This is a genomic window from Luteimonas sp. 22616 (assembly GCF_052044325.1).
Lineage (GTDB): Bacteria > Pseudomonadota > Gammaproteobacteria > Xanthomonadales > Xanthomonadaceae > Luteimonas.
Genome location: NZ_JBQEMW010000001.1, coordinates 1,757,984 through 1,776,341, shown reverse-complemented (window position 1 = coordinate 1,776,341; position 18,358 = coordinate 1,757,984). Strand labels below are relative to the sequence as shown.

The 18,358-nt window shown below is 71.1% G+C and carries 14 protein-coding genes; 7 read left to right on the top strand and 7 right to left on the bottom strand.

Annotated features, from left to right (window positions below; genetic code table 11):
• Nucleotides 1–117 precede the first annotated feature (117 nt).
• Nucleotides 118–4,122: a YhdP family protein gene (locus ACTJIL_RS08185; protein WP_440755033.1), complete on the top strand. Its 4,005-nt coding sequence runs from the start codon at nucleotides 118–120 to the stop codon at nucleotides 4,120–4,122.
• Complete coding sequence (gene tldD / locus ACTJIL_RS08180) at nucleotides 4,119–5,588, top strand: metalloprotease TldD (RefSeq protein ID WP_440755032.1); 1,470 nt, start codon at nucleotides 4,119–4,121, stop codon at nucleotides 5,586–5,588. The genes ACTJIL_RS08185 and tldD overlap by 4 nt, the downstream gene beginning before the upstream one ends.
• 107 nt (nucleotides 5,589–5,695) lie before the next feature.
• Here the strand turns inward: tldD and yjgA are convergent, their stop codons facing one another.
• A complete protein-coding gene (gene yjgA / locus ACTJIL_RS08175; protein ID WP_440755031.1) occupies nucleotides 5,696–6,241 on the bottom strand; it encodes a ribosome biogenesis factor YjgA in 546 nt (181 codons plus the stop codon).
• A gap of 120 nt (nucleotides 6,242–6,361) precedes the next feature.
• On the opposite strand from yjgA, the gene pmbA reads away from it, so the two are divergent.
• The 3 genes from pmbA to ACTJIL_RS08160 all read left to right on the top strand — a co-directional run bounded on the left by pmbA (nucleotide 6,362) and on the right by ACTJIL_RS08160 (nucleotide 9,023).
• Nucleotides 6,362–7,732 carry a metalloprotease PmbA gene (gene pmbA, locus ACTJIL_RS08170; RefSeq protein WP_440755030.1) on the top strand — a complete coding sequence of 457 codons (1,371 nt, stop codon included), beginning with the start codon at nucleotides 6,362–6,364 and terminating at the stop codon, nucleotides 7,730–7,732.
• Nucleotides 7,733–7,923: 191 nt separating this feature from the next.
• Nucleotides 7,924–8,349, top strand: a complete 426-nt coding sequence (locus ACTJIL_RS08165) for a DUF4870 domain-containing protein (protein WP_440755029.1) — start codon at nucleotides 7,924–7,926, stop codon at nucleotides 8,347–8,349.
• A gap of 218 nt (nucleotides 8,350–8,567) precedes the next feature.
• Entirely contained in the window at nucleotides 8,568–9,023 is a 456-nt protein-coding gene (locus ACTJIL_RS08160; protein WP_440755028.1) for a DUF4870 domain-containing protein, read from the top strand.
• Nucleotides 9,024–9,092: 69 nt separating this feature from the next.
• Here ACTJIL_RS08160 and ACTJIL_RS08155 read toward each other — a convergent pair whose 3' ends face one another.
• The 5 genes from ACTJIL_RS08155 to tilS all read right to left on the bottom strand — a co-directional run bounded on the left by ACTJIL_RS08155 (nucleotide 9,093) and on the right by tilS (nucleotide 15,142).
• Nucleotides 9,093–10,445 (bottom strand): M48 family metalloprotease, encoded by a 1,353-nt coding sequence (locus tag ACTJIL_RS08155; protein WP_440755027.1) that lies wholly within the window; start codon nucleotides 10,443–10,445, stop codon nucleotides 9,093–9,095.
• Between the two features lie 119 nt (nucleotides 10,446–10,564).
• On the bottom strand, nucleotides 10,565–12,427 hold the full coding sequence (locus ACTJIL_RS08150; protein WP_440755026.1) for a CHASE2 domain-containing protein: 1,863 nt from the start codon (nucleotides 12,425–12,427) through the stop codon (nucleotides 10,565–10,567).
• Between the two features lie 184 nt (nucleotides 12,428–12,611).
• A complete protein-coding gene (locus ACTJIL_RS08145; protein WP_440755879.1) occupies nucleotides 12,612–13,481 on the bottom strand; it encodes a farnesyl diphosphate synthase in 870 nt (289 codons plus the stop codon).
• 30 nt (nucleotides 13,482–13,511) lie between these two features.
• Entirely contained in the window at nucleotides 13,512–13,781 is a 270-nt protein-coding gene (locus ACTJIL_RS08140; RefSeq protein WP_440755025.1) for an exodeoxyribonuclease VII small subunit, read from the bottom strand.
• Nucleotides 13,782–13,807: 26 nt separating this feature from the next.
• A complete protein-coding gene (gene tilS, locus ACTJIL_RS08135) occupies nucleotides 13,808–15,142 on the bottom strand; it encodes a tRNA lysidine(34) synthetase TilS (RefSeq protein ID WP_440755878.1) in 1,335 nt (444 codons plus the stop codon).
• Between the two features lie 137 nt (nucleotides 15,143–15,279).
• Here tilS and ACTJIL_RS08130 point away from each other — a divergent pair, with 137 nt between their 5' ends.
• Nucleotides 15,280–16,347 (top strand): NADH:flavin oxidoreductase/NADH oxidase, encoded by a 1,068-nt coding sequence (locus ACTJIL_RS08130; protein WP_440755024.1) that lies wholly within the window; start codon nucleotides 15,280–15,282, stop codon nucleotides 16,345–16,347.
• 54 nt (nucleotides 16,348–16,401) lie between these two features.
• On the opposite strand, the gene ACTJIL_RS08125 is transcribed toward ACTJIL_RS08130, so the two are convergent.
• Nucleotides 16,402–17,361: an acetyl-CoA carboxylase carboxyltransferase subunit alpha gene (locus ACTJIL_RS08125; RefSeq protein WP_440755023.1), complete on the bottom strand. Its 960-nt coding sequence runs from the start codon at nucleotides 17,359–17,361 to the stop codon at nucleotides 16,402–16,404.
• Nucleotides 17,362–17,570: 209 nt separating this feature from the next.
• Between ACTJIL_RS08125 and ACTJIL_RS08120 the strand changes: the two genes are divergently transcribed.
• A complete protein-coding gene (locus ACTJIL_RS08120) occupies nucleotides 17,571–18,356 on the top strand; it encodes an acid phosphatase (RefSeq protein WP_440755022.1) in 786 nt (261 codons plus the stop codon).
• The last annotated feature ends 2 nt before the right edge of the window (nucleotides 18,357–18,358 follow it).

Here is an 18,358-nt window from a genome sequence, read left to right as displayed (position 1 = left end):
CGCGGCGAATCGCGGCCATCGGCGCTCCCACAAGGGTGATCCTCGCTTCGCTTCCGGCCTCCAGTCCACCGTCGCCAGCTCCCGGCCCCTGCCTTCCAGGCGCGGAGCGCACCGCTGATGTCGCCGACCCTGCATCGGCACCTGCGCCGCGTGCGTCGCGGTGCCTGGTACGCGGTCGCCGTCGTGCTGGTGGTGATGGCGCTGGTGGCCGGCATCGTCAGCCAGGTGCTGCTGCCCTGGGCCGAGCAGCATCCCGAACGGATCGAAAGCTGGCTCAGCGCGCAGGCCAACCGCAGCGTGCGTTTCGACCGCGTGCAAACGCAATGGACCCGGCGCGGCCCGCTGCTGCGCCTCGACGGCCTGCGCATCGGCGACGGTGCCGACGCGGTCCCGATCGGCGCGGCGGAAGTGCTGGTGTCGCAGTACGCGGGCCTGCTGCCGGGCAGCTCGTTCACCGAACTGCGGCTGCGGGGGCTGGAACTGACCCTGCAGCGCGACGACGACGGCCGCTGGCAGGTGCGCGGCCTGCCCGGCGACCAGCGATCGAAAGGCGATCCGTTCTCTTCGCTGGAAGGCCTGGGCGAGCTGCAGGTGATCGGCGGCAAGCTGCGCATCCAGGCGCCCGGGCTCGGCATCGATGCGCAGGTGCCGCGGATCGACCTGCGCCTGCGCGTGGACGGGCAGCGCGTGCGCATCGGCGCGCGGGCGTGGATGCGCGCCGATGCCGCGCCCGTGGAGGCGCGCGCCGACTTCCGCCGCGACGATGGCAACGGCCATGGCTACGTCGCCGCGAAGCAGGCCAGGCTCTCGGCGTGGTCGCCGCTGCTGCACGCCGCGGGCGTCACCGTCGCCGACGGCAACGGCAAGATCGAGGCGTGGACCACGCTGCGCGGAAACCGGATCGCGGTAGCCACGGTCGACGCCGACCTGCAGGCGCTGCAACTGCGCGGAACGCGGATGGCGCCGTCCGACGCCCCGCCGCAGGCGGCTTTCGGCCGCGTGCAGCTGCGCGGCCGCTGGCAGGTGGTCGACGGCGGTTGGCGTTTCGATGCCCTGCGCCTGCGCATCGGCGATGGCGACGACGCGCAGGCGCTGGACGGGCTGGTCGTCGCCGGTGGAAGGCGGCAGGCGCTGCTGGCCTCGCGCATCGATGCGGGCCCGCTGCTGGCGCTGGTTGCGCTCAGCGATCGGGTAGCGCCGGGCCTGCGGCAATGGCTGCTCGATGGCAAGCCCGATGCGGTACTGCATGACGTGGCGCTGGCCGGCGTTCGCGGCGGCGCGCTCAGTGCGCATGTGCGCGTCGAAGGCCTGCGGTTCTCGACCCATGGCGATGCGCCCGGGATCAGCGGCCTGGGCGGCACCCTCGACGGCGACGCCGACGGGCTGGTGTTCGACTTCGATCCGGCCGCCACGCTGCGCTTCGACTGGCCGAGCGGGTTCGGCGCGCCGCACGACGTGCACCTGGCCGGGCGTGTCGCGGGCTGGCGCGATGGTGGCGACTGGCGCGTGGAGACTCCTGCACTGCGCATCGACGGCACCGGCTACGGCGCCGACGTGCGCGGCGGGATGACGTTCGAAGGCGATGGCACGCGTCCGCGAATCGATGTGGTGGCGCGGCTGGACGACACCCAGGTACCTGTCGCCAAGCGCTTCTGGGTGCGCCACCTGATGTCGCCGGGCACGCTGCACTGGCTCGACACCGCACTGGTGGGCGGCCGCGTGCTCGACGGGCGCGCGGTGGTGTCCGGCGACCTCGACGACTGGCCGTTCCAGGCCGGCACGCAGGGGCAGGCGGCGAAGGGACGCTTCGAGGCCACCGCGCGGCTCGCGGGCGCGGTGGTGAAGTTCCAGCCCGACTGGCCCGCGGCCGACCATCTGGACGGCGACGTGAGCTTCATCGGCAACGGCTTCACCGTGAAGGGACGCGGCGCGATCGCCGGCGTCGCCATCCCGCGGCTGGAAGCCGGCATCGCCGATTTCCACGCCGCCGATCTCAAGGTCGGGGCGGATGCGAAGACCGATGCGGCGAAGCTGCTCGCGCTGCTGCAGCGCAGCCCGCTGCACCAGCAGCACGCGGAGACGCTCGACAACCTCACTGCGAGCGGGCCGACCATGGCCAGCCTCGCGCTCGACCTGCCGCTGCACCACGATGCGCCCGCGCCGAAGATCGATGGCCGCGTGGAACTGGCGGGCGTCAGCCTCGGCGAGAAGCGCTGGAAGCTGTCCTTCGACGACGTGCGCGGCGCCGCGACTTACGACCACGAAGGATTCACCGCCGGCGAACTTCGCGCCACCCACCTCGGCCAACCGGGTCGGCTGGCGCTGCGCGCCGGCGAGGGCCACGTGCGCGACCGCAACCAGGCGTTCGAGGCCGAGGTCGCGGCCTCGCTCGATGCGCACGAACTGCTCGACCATGCGCCGGAAATGGCCTGGCTCAAGCCGTACGTCAGCGGCCGTTCGCCGTGGACGGTGGCGCTGTCGATTGCCAGCGCAGCGGCCGCGCCGGGCGCCGAGCCGCCGATGCGCCTGCGCCTGCAGTCGAACCTGGAAGGCACCCGGCTCGGGTTGCCGGAGCCCATGGACAAACCGGCGGCGACCGCGCTGCCGACAACGGTCGAAACGATGCTGCCGCTGGGAAGCGGGGACATCGCGGTGGCCTTCGGCCAGCGCCTTGCACTGCGCGCGCGCAGTGCCGGTGGCCAGACCGGCGTGCGCGTGGCGCTCGGCAGCGGCCGGGTCGACCAAGCACCGCCCGCATCGGGGCTGGTCGCCACCGGGCGGACCCCAACGCTGGATGCGATCGACTGGATGGCGCTGACCACCGGCGGCAGCGGGCAGTCGCTGCCGTTGCGCCGCATCGATATCGTTGCCGATCGCCTGCTGCTGCTCGGCGGCAGTTTTCCCGATACGCGCCTGCGCGCGCAGCCATCGACGACCGGCACCGAGGTCCACGTCGACGGTCCGCGCCTTGCCGGCAGCCTGTCGATCCCGCGTGGCGAACGCGCGGCGATCAGCGGCAATTTCGCGCGCGTGTTCTGGCGTTCGGCATCCCGCGCGGCATCCGCGGCCGGCGCGTCGGACGGGACTGCGCCGCCCACTGTGGTGGCACGCGCGCAGGCCGCAGCGCCCGCGGGCAGCGACGAGATCGATCCGGCCAGCGTGCCGCCGCTGGACATCGGCATCGATGAACTGCGCTTCGGCGACGCGGTGCTCGGCAAGGCCGAGGTGCACACGCGTCCGGTGGCGGGCGGGTTGCGCATCGAACGCCTGCAGACGCGCTCGCCGGAGCAGCGCATCGACGTCAGCGGCGACTGGCTGGGCCGCGGCGCCAGTGCGCGCACGCGCCTGAAGGTCGACGTGCACAGCGAGGATTTCGGCGCATTGCTCGCCGGGTTCGGATACGGCGGCCGGGTGGCCGGCGGCGACGGCGATGCGCACCTCGATGCGACATGGCCGGGCAGTCCCGCCGGATTCCGGCTGGCCGACCTGCAGGGCAGGCTCACGCTTGCGGCCAAGGACGGGCGGCTGGTGGAAGTCGAGCCCGGCGCCGGGCGCGTGCTCGGCCTGCTCAGCGTGGCCGAGCTGCCGCGCCGGCTGATGCTGGATTTCCGCGACTTCTTCTCCAAGGGTTTCGCCTTCAACCGCATCGGCGGCAGCGTCGAGTTCGGCAACGGGCAGGCGCGCAGCGACGACATGAACATCGACGGCCCGGCCGCCGAGATCCGCATCCGCGGCAGCGCCGACCTGCGCGCGCAGACCTTCGACCAGCACATCGAGGTGCTGCCCAGGTCCGGCAACCTGCTGACGGTGGCGGGCGCGCTTGCAGGCGGCCCGGTCGGCGCCGCGGTCGGCGCGTTGACCAACGCGGTGCTGAGAAAGCCGCTCGGCGAGATGGGTGCGAAGAGCTACCGCGTGACCGGGCCGTGGAAGGATCCCAAGGTGGAAGTGTCCGGGCGCGAGCAGGCTCCCGCGCAGCCGCCCACACCGACCGCACCGGCACCGCCGCCGGGCGATACGCGGGAAGCGCAGGGCGCCGCGCCGGTGGCTCCAGAGGCGACCAGCGCCGCGCAGCCCGCGCCCGGCTTGCCAAACGACACCGCAGCCCCAAACTCGAAGCCATGACGACGACAACCGGTTCAGATCCAGCGGATTCACCGCTCGCACTCGCCCAGGCCCGCCTGCTGACGCCCGCCGGCCTCGATCCCGGGGAGCTCGAACGTACTTTCGGCGCGCTGCTGGGCCCCGGCATCGATTTCGGCGACCTGTACTTCCAGCACGCGCGGCGCGAGGGCTGGACGGTGGAGGACGGCATCGTCAAGGACGGCGCGCATTCGATCGAACAGGGCGTGGGCGTGCGCGCGATCTCCGGCGAGAAGACCGGCTTCGCCTATTCCGACGACATCAATGCCGATGCGCTGCTGGCTTCGGCGCAATCGGCGCGCGCGATCGCCCGCGATGGCGACGGCCACGTTGCGCGCACGCTGGTCGCGGGTCACGGCCGGCAGCTGTACGCGCCGCACGATCCGATCGACGCGATGGGCAACGAAGCCAAGGTCGAGGCGCTGCGCCGTGTCGACCAGTTGCTGCGCGCCGCCGACCCGCGGGTGAAGCAGGTGATGGTGGGCCTGACCGGCGGGGTCGACACGATCCTGGTGGCGCGCAGCGACGGCGTGCTCGCCGGCGACGTGCGCCCGCTGGTGCGCATGAACATCCAGGTGATCGTGGAGCAGGGTGGGCGCCGCGAGTCGGGCTTCGCCGGTTACGGCGGGCGCTACTCGTATGCCGAACTGCTGGGCGACGGCAAGCCCGAGAAATTCGCGCGCGAGGCGCTGCGACAGGCGCTGGTCAATCTTGAAGCAGTCGATGCGCCAGCCGGCGTGATGCCGGTAGTGCTCGGCGCCGGCTGGCCCGGCGTGCTGCTGCATGAGGCGGTCGGCCACGGCCTGGAAGGCGATTTCAACCGCAAGGGCACGTCCACCTACGCCGGCCGCATGGGCCAGCGCGTCGCATCGCCCGGCGTGACCATCGTCGACGACGGCACCCTCGACGGTCGCCGCGGCTCGCTCAACATCGACGACGAGGGCACGCCGACCCAGTGCACCCCGCTGATCGAGGACGGCGTGCTCACCGGCTACATGCAGGACACGCTCAACGCGCGCCTGATGGGAGCGAAGCCGACCGGCAACGGTCGCCGCGAGTCCTTCGCTCACCTGGTGATGCCGCGCATGACCAACACCTACATGCTCGCCGGCACGCACGACCCGGAAGACATGATCCGTTCGGTCAAACGTGGCCTGTACGCGGTCAATTTCGGCGGCGGCCAGGTCGACATCACCAACGGCAAGTACGTGTTCTCGGCCACCGAGGCCTACCTGATCGAGGACGGCAAGATCACCGCGCCGGTGAAGGGCGCGACCCTGATCGGCAACGGTCCGGAGACGATGCAGAAGGTGAAGATGATTGGCCACGACCTCGCACTCGACGACGGCGTCGGCGTGTGCGGCAAGGATGGCCAGAGCGTGCCGGTGGGCGTCGGCCAGCCTTCGCTGCTGATCGAGGGATTGACCGTCGGCGGCACGCAGGCCTGATGCTTGCGATGCGCCCCTGTAGGAGCGGCTTCAGCCGCGAGTTCTTCCCCGCGGCGATGCAAGCGCAAAAGCTCACGGCTGAAGCCGCTCCTGCAAGAGCGGTAGGGTCAGGCGATGTCGCCCGGGTGGGTTTCGCCCGCTGCCAGCAACTCCTTCACCGCACGGAACAGCTCGCGGAACGCGTGCGGCGGCTTGTTGCGCTTGCGTTCGTCGAGCGTGTTGCGGACCAGCTGGCGCAGTTGCTGGCGATCGGCCGACGGATGCGATTCGATCAGTTCGGCCAGCGCGGCGTCGCCCTCTTCCAGCAGCCGTTCGCGCCAGTGTTCGGCGCGGTGCAGCAGCGCGGTTTCCTGGCGCGCGGCTTCGCCGCCGGCGTCGAGCGCGTCGCGGATCGCATCCAGCACCTCGTCGTCCTCGCGCCGCATCTGCTTGGCCAGGAACGCCATCTGCCGCTTGCGCGCGATGTGCGACCCGATGCGCTGCACATCGACGATGTGCGGGTGCAGGGCCTCGGGGATCGGCAGCTTCGACAGCTGGGTCGCGCTCAGCGCGGCCAGCTGCTGGGCCAGCGCGAGCACGTCCAGCGCCTCGCGCCGCTGCTGGCTGCGGCTGGTGCCGAGGAATTCGCCGGTGTCTTCGTCTCTGCCGCGCATGGTGGTTGTCGCTTTGCTGCGTGATGGATGGGATCTGGTGTTTTCTGCCGCGGATCACGCGGATGATGCTTGCCGCGGCCACGGCCGCTCCACCCGAAATTCCACCGCTAGGATAGTCCATTGACCACCGATCTCTCCCCGAATCCGGCAGCCGGCGACGACAGCCTGCAGCGGCTCGACCACCTCGAAGCCATCTCCGCGCGACTGATCGAGCGCTGCCGCGCCGCTGGCGCCAGCCAGGCCGAGGTCTCGTGCTCGGAGGAACGCGGCCTCAACGTCAACGTGCGCATGGGCAGCGTCGAAACGGTCGAGTCCACGCGCGACCGCGGCATCGCCGTGACCGTCTACTTCGGCCAGCGCAAGGGCAGCGCCAGCACCGCCGACCTGCGCGAGGAGAGCCTGCAGGCCACGGTCGACCAGGCCTGCGCCATCGCGAAGTTCACCGAGGACGACCCGGCCGCCGGCCTCGCGGACGCGGGCCTCATGGCGACCGACCTGCGCGAGTTCGACGGCTGGCATCCCTGGGTGCTGGACGCCGATCGTGCGGTCGACCTCGCGCTGGCCTGCGAAACCGCCGGCCGCGAGTCCGACGCGCGGATCGCGAACTCCGACGGCGCCTCGGTCGGCAGCGGCGAATCGCTGAGCGTGTACGCCAACTCGCACGGCTTCTTCGGCCGCGACCGCAGCACCCAGCACAGCATCGGCTGCGCGCTGATCGCCGGGCAGGGCGCGGACATGCAGCGCGACGGCTGGTACAGCCTGGCGCTCGCCGAGTCCGACCTCGAATCACCGGCTGCGATCGGCCGCCACGCGGCGCAGCGCGCGTTGTCGCGGCTGGCGCCGCGGCAGGTCGCCACCGGCGAATATCCGGTGCTGTTCGCCAGCGAGATGGCGCGTTCGCTCATCGGCCACCTGCTCGGTGCGGTCTCCGGCGGCGCGCTATACCGGCGCGCGAGTTTCCTGGTCGACAGCGCCGGCACGCAGCTGTTTCCGGACTGGTTCTCGATCCACGAACGGCCGTTCCTGCCGCGCGGCCTGCGCTCGGCGGCGTTCGATGCCGAAGGGGTGGCCACCCGCGAGTCGGCGCTGGTCGAGGCCGGCGTGCTGCAACGCTACGTGCTCGGCAGCTACTCGGCGCGCAAGCTCGGCCTGGCGACGACCGCCAATGCAGGCGGCGTGCACAACCTCGAAGTCGCGGCCAACGCCGGCGATCTCGACGCGATGCTGCGCGGTATGGGCCGCGGCCTGCTGGTCACCGAACTGATGGGGCAGGGCGTGAACAACATCACCGGCGATTATTCGCGCGGCGCCGCCGGGTTCTGGATCGAGGACGGCGCGATCTCGCATGCGGTGGATGGCATCACGATAGCCGGTAACCTGCGGGCCATCTTCCGGGCGATCGAAGCGGTGGGCAGCGATGTCGATCCGCGTTCGCATGTGCATACGGGTTCGATCCTCGTCGGGAAGATGACGGTGGCTGGAGGGCAGTAGAAGCACCGTCAGTTCGCCATCGCGGCGCGCTGCGGCAGGTCGGGTCCGGCGTGGCGCGGTTGGAAAAATGACGATACCCGGAGAGCAGAGGCCCGCCACTCGGGTGCGAGACGGCGTGGCTGACCTCCGCCGGCGCGGGTTGACGTATCCTCGGGAAATCGCCGGTTCAGCCGGCCTCACGGGGAATGACGATGACCGATTTCAATGAAGCCGTAACGCCTCCACCCCCGCCTCCGGGCGTGCCGGGCGCGGAAGAGCGCCAGTGGGCCATGTTCGCGCACCTGTCGGCGCTGGTCGGCGGCATCCTCACGTCGGGCTGGGCCGGCAGCATCGGCTGCTTCATCGGCCCGCTGGTCATCTGGCTGCTGAAGAAGGACGCCATGCCCTTCGTCGACGACCAGGCCAAGGAAGCACTCAACTTCAACATCACGGTGGGGATCGCGTTCTTCGCCCTGTTCCTGCTGGCGCTGTTCACCTTTGGCATCGGGCTGGTGGTCGCGGTGCCGCTGTGGATCGTCATCGGCATCGCCTGGCTGGTGTTCACCATCATCGCGGCGATCAAGGCCAACGAAGGCGTTGCCTACCGCTATCCGTTCACGCTGCGGCTGGTGAAGTAGGCCACCGGCAAGCGCGGGGAGGCGGCGGGCATGCGGGAGCGGCCATGGCCGCGACCGGGAAGGCGTGCCACTTCTCCCGCGCCTTTCCGAGGGGGCTGGCCCCGCGCATAGGTCGCGCGCATACGCCGCGCGCATAGGCCATCGGTTGGGTTGCGCGCGCCGCACCAGGCCCCATTCTCTGTTCCGTGCCGGACCTGTTTTCCGGCCGGGAGCGCACGATGGAACACACCGCCGACGGCAGCCTGCCGCAGACCCTGTCCCCGACCGCCAGCGAGCGCCAATGGGCCGCGCTGGCGCACCTGTCCGCCCTGGTGCTGGCGTTGATGACCAGCTGGATCGCCGGCGCCGCCGGCGTGCTTGCCGCGGCCGTGGTCTACCTGATCAAGCGCAACGACTCGCCGTTCGCCAGCGAGCACGCGCGCGAGGCGATCAACTTCAACCTCAGCATGTTCATCTACGCCTGCGTGGCGTTCGCGATCGGCATCGCGCTGGTCGGCGTCACCGTGCTGACGCTGGGCATCGGCCTGCTCGTCACCATTCCCGCCGGCCTGGTGCTCGTGCTGGCGATCGGTGCGATCGCGGTGACCTGGCTGGTGTGCAGCATCATCGCCACCGTCAAGGCGTGGAACGGCGAGCGCTACCGCTATCCGCTGACGCTGCGTCTGTTCGGCTGAGCACATGCATCACGGACGACCCGGCCACGCGGCCCGATGCCGCGTGGCCGGTTGGATCGTCCGCACCGCTCAGTTGCGCTGCGTGTACTGCTGCAGGCCGGCGAGGCTGCGGCGATCGATCCGGTCGAGGCGGTCGTCCAGCGCCGGATGGGTCTTGTACAACTGCTCGAGGCTGGGCGACTGCGTGCCGAGCGCGGTCATCTTCTGCAGCACGGCGTAAAGCCCCAGCGGGTTGAACCCGGAGCGCGCGAGGTAGATCTCGGACGCCTCGTCGGCCTGGAATTCCGCGTCGCGGTCCAGCCGCGTCAGCATTACCGTCGCGCCGTGGCGACGCACGTAGTCTTTGGCCATGCCGACCGCGATGTCGCCGCCGACGCGGATCTGCCCGGCGGCGATGTCCTGGGCGGTTTCGGTGATCGCCTGCTTGCGGATGACGTTGTAGTGGTCACGCTGCACGACGTGGCTGATCTCATGGCCCAGCACGGCGGCCACTTCGGTGTCGTCGGCCAGCAGTTCGTACAGGCCGCGGGTCACCAGCACGTAGCCGCCGGGCGCGGCGAAGGCGTTGACGTCGTCCGACTCGATCACGCCGAAGCTCCAGGGCAGCTCCGGGCGAGTGGTCTGCGACGCCATCCAGCGCCCGATGAGGTTGACCCGGCGCTGCGCGTCCGGGTCGTCGACCAGCGGCGCGGCGCCGAGGATCCGGCCGGTGATCTCCGGGCCGAGCGCCAGCTCCTCCGCGGACAGTTCGTCCTCGGACTTGCCGGCGGCGGCATCGGCGACCTCCATTGCATCGCCGGCCCGGCCGCCCAGCAGGCCGCCACCGATCTGCGACAGCAAGCCGCGCGCGCCCGACAGGGCACCGCGCTTCTGCGCCTGGGTGCTTCCGCCGCGCTCGCCGGGACGGGCTTCGGAAGCGAATGCCACGCGGGTGGCGCTCCAGCCGTGGCTGCGCGCCTGCCTGGCGGCGGCTTCCGGGGTGGCCTGGTACGACGCCAGTTTCGCCATCTGCGCGGCGTTGTAGCTGGCTGATCGCAACGTGCTTTCGTCCAGGCCGCGCACGCCCGCGGTCTCGGTGGTGCGGCCCTTGCCGGCCTTGCCGCCGAACAGGGCGCGCACGCCGGACGAGGATGCCTGCTTGCCGGCATGGGACACGCGCACGTCGTTGACGCGCACGAAACCGGGCTGGCCCGCGGGGAGTTCGATCCGGAACCACATCCCCTGCTGGCCCGCGACGGTGACGGCCGCGTTGCGCTTGAGGGTGGCCACGGTGGGCGCCTTGAAGTCGGGCGCTCCGCGCACGTCCACGGAAGCCTTGTGGACCACGGCCGACATGGTCGCGGCGAACGCGGACTGCGAAGCGCCGGCTGACACGGCAAGCATCAGCAGCAGGGCAGCAAGGCGAAGGGCGGTGGAGTGCATGCGGATGCTCCGGACAGAAACGAGGTCGGTAGCCCGATACAACGAGATTCCTGCCCGGGAAATGCCACCGTTGCCCCGATCGCGCCGGCGGTGCGCGGGCAAGGCGATGGCGGCCCCGTTCAGCCTGGCGGGAGAGGGGCTGGCGCGATGCCGGCAGGTTCGTCCGGGACGTCGCCGGGAAAGAACGTGTGCCGCGCCGACAGCGCGCGTTCGTCGGTGCTGGCCAGCAGCTGGCCGAGCACCGAGCACACGCGGGCGCGGGTCTGCGCGATCGGCTCGTCCTGTGCGGCCGCCACGCTCACCAGGCTGGCCACCCGGACGCTGCCGTCGTCGGACAGCACGTCGTCGTGCCCGGCGAGGTGGTCGCACAGCGCCTGCAGTTCGCGTCGTGCGGTGGCGGCCACGGTTTCGCGGTCCGGCCCGCCCCACATCAGCACGGTGATGTCCATCAGCGACTCGTACAGGAAGTGCTTGTATTCGACGATGCCCTCGATGGCCACCGCCCGCGGGCCGCGGTAGAGCCAGCCGCGCAGGCGGCGGCGGTACTCGCGCACGCGGCGCTTGGTTTCCCTGCGGTCGATGTCGTCGTCGTGCGGCACGAAACGCAGGCGCACCATGGCGAGCCAGCGGTCCCGCGCGGGGTCGAACTGCGGGCGGTAGTCGTCGTTGCCCACCGCGCGTCCGCGCAGGGTGGCGGCGTAGCTGCGGCACAGGCCGAAGACCAGGCTGACGAAGGCCAGCGCCGCGAAGATGTCGAAGAACACGCCGTACAGGCTCAGCCCGACGAAGGCGGCACCGAGCAGCGCGAGGTTGCTGGCGAAGAACACCGCGTCCATGTCCCACGACGGTTCGCCGCGCCAGAACACGAAGCAGCTGAACACGACCAGGAACGCGGCGAACAGGTACTTGAAGCCCGCCGGTGGCATCCAGATCGCGGTGCCGGCCAGCAGCGCTTCGACCGCTTCCGCGTGCACCTCCACGCCTGGCGTGGCGGGGTTGACCGGCGTGGGCTTGGCGTCGTTGAGCCCGGACGCGGTGTAGCCGACCAGCACGGCAGTGCCGGCAAGCGCCGGCAGCGGGCCGTCGCCGCAGACGGGGCGGCCTTCGATCAGGTCGGCCGCACTGGCATAGGGCAGCCTGGAATGCTCGCGCCAGTTCACGCGCACCGACGCCGGGAAGCTGGCGGCCGGCTTGCCGCTGGCCTGGCTGGCGACCTGCAGCGCAAGCGAGGGCAGGGCCCAGTCGCCGAACGCCTGCCGCAGCCGGACATCGCGCAGCACGCCGTCGCTGCTGCGCTGGATGTCGAGCAGCGCGCTGTGGCGCTGCATGGCCTTGCCATACGGCAGCAGCAGCACGACCCCCGGCCCCGGCGTTGCCGCCTGCGGCGAAAGCGCGAACGCGTTGGGCGCTTCCGGCACCGGCGTGGTGTTGCCGGCATTGGCGAATGCCGCGGGCACCCGCGCCGATCCGAACACGAAGCGGCCATCGCCGCCCTCGGCCATGGCCTCCAGCACCATGTCGCCGGCCGGGTCGGCCTGCGCGCGTTCGATGAACTGGATGTCGTAGCCGACCGTGCCCACGCCGCTGCGGTCCAGCGCATCGAGCAGGTCGGCATGGCGCTGCCGGCTCCACGGCCAGCCGCCCTGGCCGAGGTTGCGGTAGAACTCGATCGAACAATCATCGATCTCGACCACCACCACCTTGCCCGACGGCCGGGGCTCGGCCGGGCGCAGCCCGATCACGGTGTCGAAGATCGCGTCCTCGGCGGCGGCGAGGTCACGGTCGTCGTGCCAGTCCCAGGCCAGCCAGCCCAGCGCGGCCACCGCGAGCAGCGGATAGAAGGCGAACTTCAGCCGCAGCGCCACCTTCGCGTACGGCCGCCGGTAACCGCGCTCGAGCGCGCCCCAGCGGGTGATGAAGGTGTAACTCGCCGCGGCCATCGTGGCCTCGAACCAGCGCTCGACGCGTTTGTGCCAAGGCATCCGCTTCCCCAATGCCGCCGCTCCCCTGGTGTGGCGTCCTGCAAGCCACTTGCCGGACCCGCTTGGTCTTTGTCCCCGATCCTGCGCCGCCCGCCGTCACCCTAGCCCCGCTACGCCTGTTCCTGGTGCCTCGTCACGCGGCCGCATCCATGGCGGGCAAAATCCGGGTTGTTCAGACCTTTCCCTAGCGGTTGCGTTCGATCGCCTGCCTTCCCAGTTCCGCGAGCACGGCGGCGCGATCCCCGAATGGCGCCAGTGCATCGTGCATCTCCGCGCGCAGGGATTCCAGCCGCGCGCGCGAAGCCGCCACGCCGATCAGCGCCGGGAACGTGGCCTTGTCCTGTGCCGCGTCCTTGCCCGCGGTCTTGCCCAGCGTGGCGCTGTCGCCTTCGACGTCGAGCAGGTCGTCGCGGACCTGGAAGGCGAGCCCGAGCGCATCGGCGAAGCGGTCGAGCGATGTGCGGGCAGCCGCGTCGATGTCCGCCGCGATCGCGCCCAGGCGCACCGATGCACGCAGCAGTGCGCCGGTCTTGAGGGCGTGCAGGCGTTCGAGTTCGTCGACGTGCAGGCGCTGCGCGGCGCCGGTGGCGTCGATATCCAGCGCCTGCCCGCCGCACATGCCGCGCGAGCCGGCGGCAAGGGCGAGCTCCTGCAGCATGGCGATGCGCGCCTCCGCGCCGCCGGGCGCCTGAGCGAGCGTGGCGAAGGCCAGCGACTGCAGCGCGTCGCCGGCGAGGATCGCGGTGGCTTCGTCGAAGGCGACATGCACGGTGGGCTGGCCGCGGCGCAGGGCATCGTCGTCCATCGCCGGCAGGTCGTCGTGCACCAGCGAGTAGGCGTGGATCAGTTCGACCGCCAGCGCGGGCGCATCGAGTAGCGCGGTCTCGGCGCCGAACGCGGCGCCGGTGGCGTAAACCAGCAGTGGCCGCATGCGCTTGCCGCCGAGCAGTACGGCGTGGCGCATCGCGGCGTGCAGTCGCTGCGGCGCTTCGTTGGCCGGGGGCAGGGTGCGTTCGAGCGCGGTGTCGATGCGCAGGCGCCACTGCGAGGTCACCGGCGCCTGCGTTGGAATGCGGTCCACGCGCTAGGCGTCGGGCGCAGGGCCGAACGGTTCGGCCGCGGCCGGGTTGTCCGGGTCGCTGAGCAGCTTGACCCGCAGCTCGGCCTGTTCCAGCGCCTGCTGGCAGCGCCGGTACAGGCCGACGCCGCGCTCGTAGGCGGCCAGCGATTCCTCGAGGCTGAGCTCGCCGTGCTCCATCTTTTCGACCAGTTGCTCGAGGGCGTCGAGCGAGGCCTCGAAATTGGCGACGGGCGAGGTGTCGGCGGCGGCTTCGGGGGTGGCTTTTCGGGGCATGTGTGGAGTTTACGACAAGGCCGGTTTCAAGGGCGATGGTGCGGCGCCGGGCCGGCATCGTCGACGGCCCGGGCACGGTCTGACGCCGGCGCGGATTGCCAGGTCAGCCGCGCGCCATGCGTGCGCAGCCAGGCGTCCAGTTGCGCGGAGAGGACGAGGTCGCCCGCGGCCAGAAGAGTCCCCGCGGCGTCGGACAGCAACGGCAACTGCTCGCGCTGCCACGGCGGCACGCCGAGGGCCTGCAGCACGTGCTTGAGCGCATGCGAATGGGTGCGGCCGGGCAGGCGGATGCGCTCGCCCCCCTGGCGCGCGTGCACCTGCAGCGGGGCATCGAAGGCATCGGTGCCTTCCAGCCGCAGCTGCATGCCGGTGGGCAACATCAGTGGCCCGCGGCCATTCCAGTGCGCCCGCCACGACGACGGCATCGGCTCGCGGCGCGGACCCGCGTGCAGCAGGTCGCGCCAGCGGCGTACGACCGCACCGTGCCATTCGAACGATGCATCGCTGTCCGCGGCCGCGGCCATCAGGTCCGCCTCGATCCGCTCGATGCCCTGGGCAGGCAATGGCGGCAGCCCGAGTGTTGCGACCCAGCGCCGCAGCGCGCGCGCGCGGCGGGCGCGTGGCAAGGAGGCGAGTGCAGCGACCGAAAGCACCTGCGGATCGAGCGTGCGCACTGTGGCGAGCGCGTCGTCGTCGCCGTCGGCAAGCAGCATGCTGGCCTCGGCGGCGAGCGCTGCGCTGCGTGCCAGCGCGGCATCCGCTGCCGGCCAGCGTTCGCGCAGCAGCGGCAGCACGCGGTGGCGCAGGAAGTTGCGGTCGTGCGCGGTGTCGTCGTTGCTCGGATCGTCGATCCAGCGCAGGTCGTGTTCGTGCGCGTGGGCCAGCAGCTGTGTGCGTGGCACGCCAAGCAGCGGCCGCCACAGCCAGCCGGTGGCGAACCGCTGCCAGGGCTGCATTGCCGCAAGCCCGTCCGGGCCGGACGCGCGCAGCGCTCGCAGCAGGAAGGTTTCGGCCTGGTCGTCGCGGTGATGGGCGAGAGCCAGCACTTCGTCGTCGCCCAGCGCTTCGGCGAACGCATGCCGCCGGGCTTCGCGGGCTGCGGCTTCCAAGCCGCTGCCCGCATCGCGCACGACTTCCACCTGCACCGCCTGCAATGGGATGCCAAGCGCATCGCACAACGCGCGGCAATGCGCCGCCCATTCGCCGGCGGCGGCCTGCAGGCCGTGATGGACGTGGATCGCGCGCAATCCCGCCGCGCGGATCGACGGTTGCGCCGCGAGCAGGTGCAGCAGCACGACCGAATCGAGCCCGCCGCTGAGGCCGACCAGCACCGCGCGCGCTGCGCCGTCCGCACATGGCATCGCGATGAAACCGGCCGGCAGGACGTCGCTCATGGCGCGATGGTGCCACGTCGCCGCAATGCAGTGATCCGCCGGCGTGGCTTGGCTGCGCGGCATTGGCGGCTAGAGTGGGGCGCCCTCCCGGACGGCGCGATCCCATGAGCCAACTGTTCCAGCTCCTGCAGCAGCGCGGCCTGCAGCTGCGCAACCGCATCGTGGTGTCGCCGATGTGCCAGTACTCCTGCGTCGATGGCATGCCGGACGACTGGCACCTGGTGCACCTGGGCAGCCGCGCGGTCGGTGGTGCTGCGGTGGTGTTCACCGAAGCCAGTGCGGTGTCGCCGGAAGGGCGCATCTCGCCGGAGGACGCGGGCATCTGGAACGACGCGCAGGCCGAAGCGTGGGCGCGCATCGCCGCTTTCATTGCCTCGCAGGGCGCAATTCCGGCGATGCAGTTGGCGCATGCCGGGCGCAAGGCCAGCACGTTCGCGCCCTGGCGCGGTTCGGGCGAGGTGCCGGTGCGGGCCGGTGGCTGGGAGACGGTAGCGCCGTCGGCGCTGCGGTTCGACGAGGCCTATCCGCTGCCGGTCGCGCTGGACGCGGATGGCATCGCCAAGGTCATTGCCGACTATCGCGCCGCCGCGATGCGCGCGCATGCGGCGGGTTTCCGCATCATCGAGATCCACGCCGCGCACGGCTACCTGCTGCATGAATTCCTGTCGCCGCTGTCGAACCGGCGCGACGACGGCTACGGCGGCGATTTCGAAGGCCGCACGCGCCTGGTGCGCGAAGTGATCGCCGCGGTGCGCGGTGCATGGCCGGAGGAGCTTCCGCTGTGGCTGCGCATTTCAGCGACCGACTGGGTTGACGGCGGCTGGGACGTGGCGCAGAGCGTCGAGCTGGCGCGCCTCGCCGGGCAGCTAGGCGTCGACCTCGTCGATGTCTCCAGCGGCGGGCTCGACCCGCGACAGGCCATCGCGACCGGCCCCGGTTACCAGGTGCCGTTTGCCGCGCGCATCCGCCGCGAGGCCGGTGTCGCCACCGGCGCGGTCGGGTTGATCACCGAGCCGGCGCAGGCCGAGGCCATCGTCGCCGGCGGTGATGCGGACGTGGTGCTGCTGGCGCGGGAGTTCCTGCGCGATCCGTATTTCCCGGTGCGTGCGGCGGCGAAACTCGGCGTGTCGCTGCAGGCGCCTGCGCAGTACCTGCGAGCGTGGGGAAGCTAGTCCCGATCCACGATCTGCAGGAGCTCCTCCCATGGGCGCTCCTGCGGGCGAGGCTCAGGCCGCCTCGTAGGCTCCGTATCCGCGCAGACGCTGGTAGCGTTTTTCCAGCAGGTCCTGCACCGGCAGCGCCTCGAGCGCGTCTAGTTCGTTGAGCAGTACGGCCTTCAGTCGCGTGGCGGTCTGCTTCGGGTTGCGGTGCGCGCCGCCGATCGGCTCGCGTACCAGCTTGTCGATCAGGCCCAGTTCCAGCAGGCGCTTGGCGGTCAGGCCCAGCTGCTCTGCGGCGTCGCGCGCCTTGGCCGCGTCCTTCCACAGGATCGAGGCGCAGCCTTCGGGCGAGATGACGGAGTAGGTGCTGTATTCGAGCATCACCGTGCGGTCGCCAACGCCGATCGCCAGCGCGCCACCGGAGCCGCCTTCGCCGATCACCGTGCACACGATCGGGATCTTCAGCTCCGACATTTCCATCAGGTTGCGCGCGATCGCCTCGGACTGGCCGCGCTCCTCGGCCCCGATGCCCGGATATGCGCCGGGGGTGTCGATGAAGGTCAGCAGCGGCAGCCTGAAGCGCTCGGCCATCTTCATCAGGCGCAGCGCCTTGCGGTAGCCCTCGGGGCGCGGCATGCCGAAGTTGCGGCGCACCTTGGCCTTGGTGTCGCGGCCCTTCTGGTGGCCGATGATCATCACGGCGCGGCCGTTGATGCGGCCGAGGCCGCCGACGATGGCGGCGTCGTCGGAATAGGCGCGGTCGCCGGCCAGTTCCTGGAACTCGTCGCAGATCACCCGGATGTAGTCGTTGGTGTAGGGCCGCGCGGGATGGCGCGCCAGCTGCGAGACCTGCCAGGGCGAGAGGTCGCGGAAGATCTGCGCGGTGCGCAGGCGCAGCTTGTCCTGCAGCGTATGCAGTTCGGCGTCGATGTTGACCGCCGGCCCGGTGCTGGCGTGGCGCAGGTCCTGGATCTTCGCCTCAAGGTCGGCGATGGGTTGTTCGAAATCGAGGTAGTTCGGGTTCATCGGTGGTCTGTGGCCCGCGAGAGGGCGCCAGTCTAGCCGAATGGACGTTTCCGGCCGTACGGTGGCGTCCGGCGACGGCGCGCGCGGATCGTTCGAAATCCGAGGCCATGGGCGGCGGAATTTGCAATGGATCGACGCCGTCATGGTGGCTAAGGTCGAACCGTCCCCTGCAGGAGCACGTGATGCGAACGATGACGCTGATGGCCTGCGTGGCCGCCATCGCCTGTGCGACCCCCGCCAGGGCCGCGGACGGATACCGCGAACCCGACCTGTCGCGGGCCGAGGAGCCGGTGCCGTTCCTGCTCGATCCGGCAAGCCGCCCGCAGGCGGTGGATATCCTGCCGTCGGCGCCGGCGCCGGGGACATGGCGACACGAAGCCGATCGACGGGTTTTCCGCGAAACCCGTGCCCTGCAGGACACGCCGCGCTGGACGCTGGCCAAGCGCGATGTCGACATGGCAGTGCCGGCGATGCTCGGGAATTTCAGCTGTGCCGCGGGGGTTGCGCTGACCCCGGTGAAGACGCCGATGTTGGCCGGGATGCTCGTCCGTGTCTCGGCCGACGCGGAGCGGGCCATCGAGCCGGCCAAGGCCGCGAACCGCCATCCGCGGCCGTTTGCCCTCGACGAAGGGCCGCTTTGCCAGCCGAAGGAGGCGTTGACGAGCTTCGACTATCCCTCGGGCCATGCGACGTGGGGATGGACGATCGGTCTGCTGCTGGCGGAGTTGGCGCCCGCGCGCTCGACGCAGATCCTGGCACGCGCGCGGGGTTACGCCGAGAGTCGCGTGGTCTGCGGCGCGCACAACCAGAGCGCGATCGATGCCGGGCTGGCGAATGCGGCTTCGCTGGTCGCTGCGTTGCATGGATCGCCGGAGTTCCGCGCCGCGATGGAGGCGGCGCGCGCTGAACTCGACGCCGCGGCAGGCGCCGCGCGGGTCGTGCCGGAGGCCGGGCGTTGCGCCGTGGAAACCGGCGCGCTGCAAACCGCGTACTGACG

What these genes read in the sequence shown, in the direction of transcription:
- ACTJIL_RS08185 (WP_440755033.1), top strand. Translation starts at nt 118, where the DNA reads ATGTCGCCGACCCTGCATCGGCACCTGCGCCGCGTGCGTCGCGGTGCC.
- tldD (WP_440755032.1), top strand. Translation starts at nt 4,119, where the DNA reads ATGACGACGACAACCGGTTCAGATCCAGCGGATTCACCGCTCGCACTC.
- yjgA (WP_440755031.1), bottom strand. Translation starts at nt 6,241, where the DNA reads ATGCGCGGCAGAGACGAAGACACCGGCGAATTCCTCGGCACCAGCCGC.
- ACTJIL_RS08165 (WP_440755029.1), top strand. Translation starts at nt 7,924, where the DNA reads ATGACCGATTTCAATGAAGCCGTAACGCCTCCACCCCCGCCTCCGGGC.
- ACTJIL_RS08160 (WP_440755028.1), top strand. Translation starts at nt 8,568, where the DNA reads ATGGAACACACCGCCGACGGCAGCCTGCCGCAGACCCTGTCCCCGACC.
- ACTJIL_RS08155 (WP_440755027.1), bottom strand. Translation starts at nt 10,445, where the DNA reads ATGCACTCCACCGCCCTTCGCCTTGCTGCCCTGCTGCTGATGCTTGCC.
- ACTJIL_RS08150 (WP_440755026.1), bottom strand. Translation starts at nt 12,427, where the DNA reads ATGCCTTGGCACAAACGCGTCGAGCGCTGGTTCGAGGCCACGATGGCC.
- ACTJIL_RS08140 (WP_440755025.1), bottom strand. Translation starts at nt 13,781, where the DNA reads ATGCCCCGAAAAGCCACCCCCGAAGCCGCCGCCGACACCTCGCCCGTC.
- tilS (WP_440755878.1), bottom strand. Translation starts at nt 15,142, where the DNA reads ATGCCATGTGCGGACGGCGCAGCGCGCGCGGTGCTGGTCGGCCTCAGC.
- ACTJIL_RS08130 (WP_440755024.1), top strand. Translation starts at nt 15,280, where the DNA reads ATGAGCCAACTGTTCCAGCTCCTGCAGCAGCGCGGCCTGCAGCTGCGC.
- ACTJIL_RS08125 (WP_440755023.1), bottom strand. Translation starts at nt 17,361, where the DNA reads ATGAACCCGAACTACCTCGATTTCGAACAACCCATCGCCGACCTTGAG.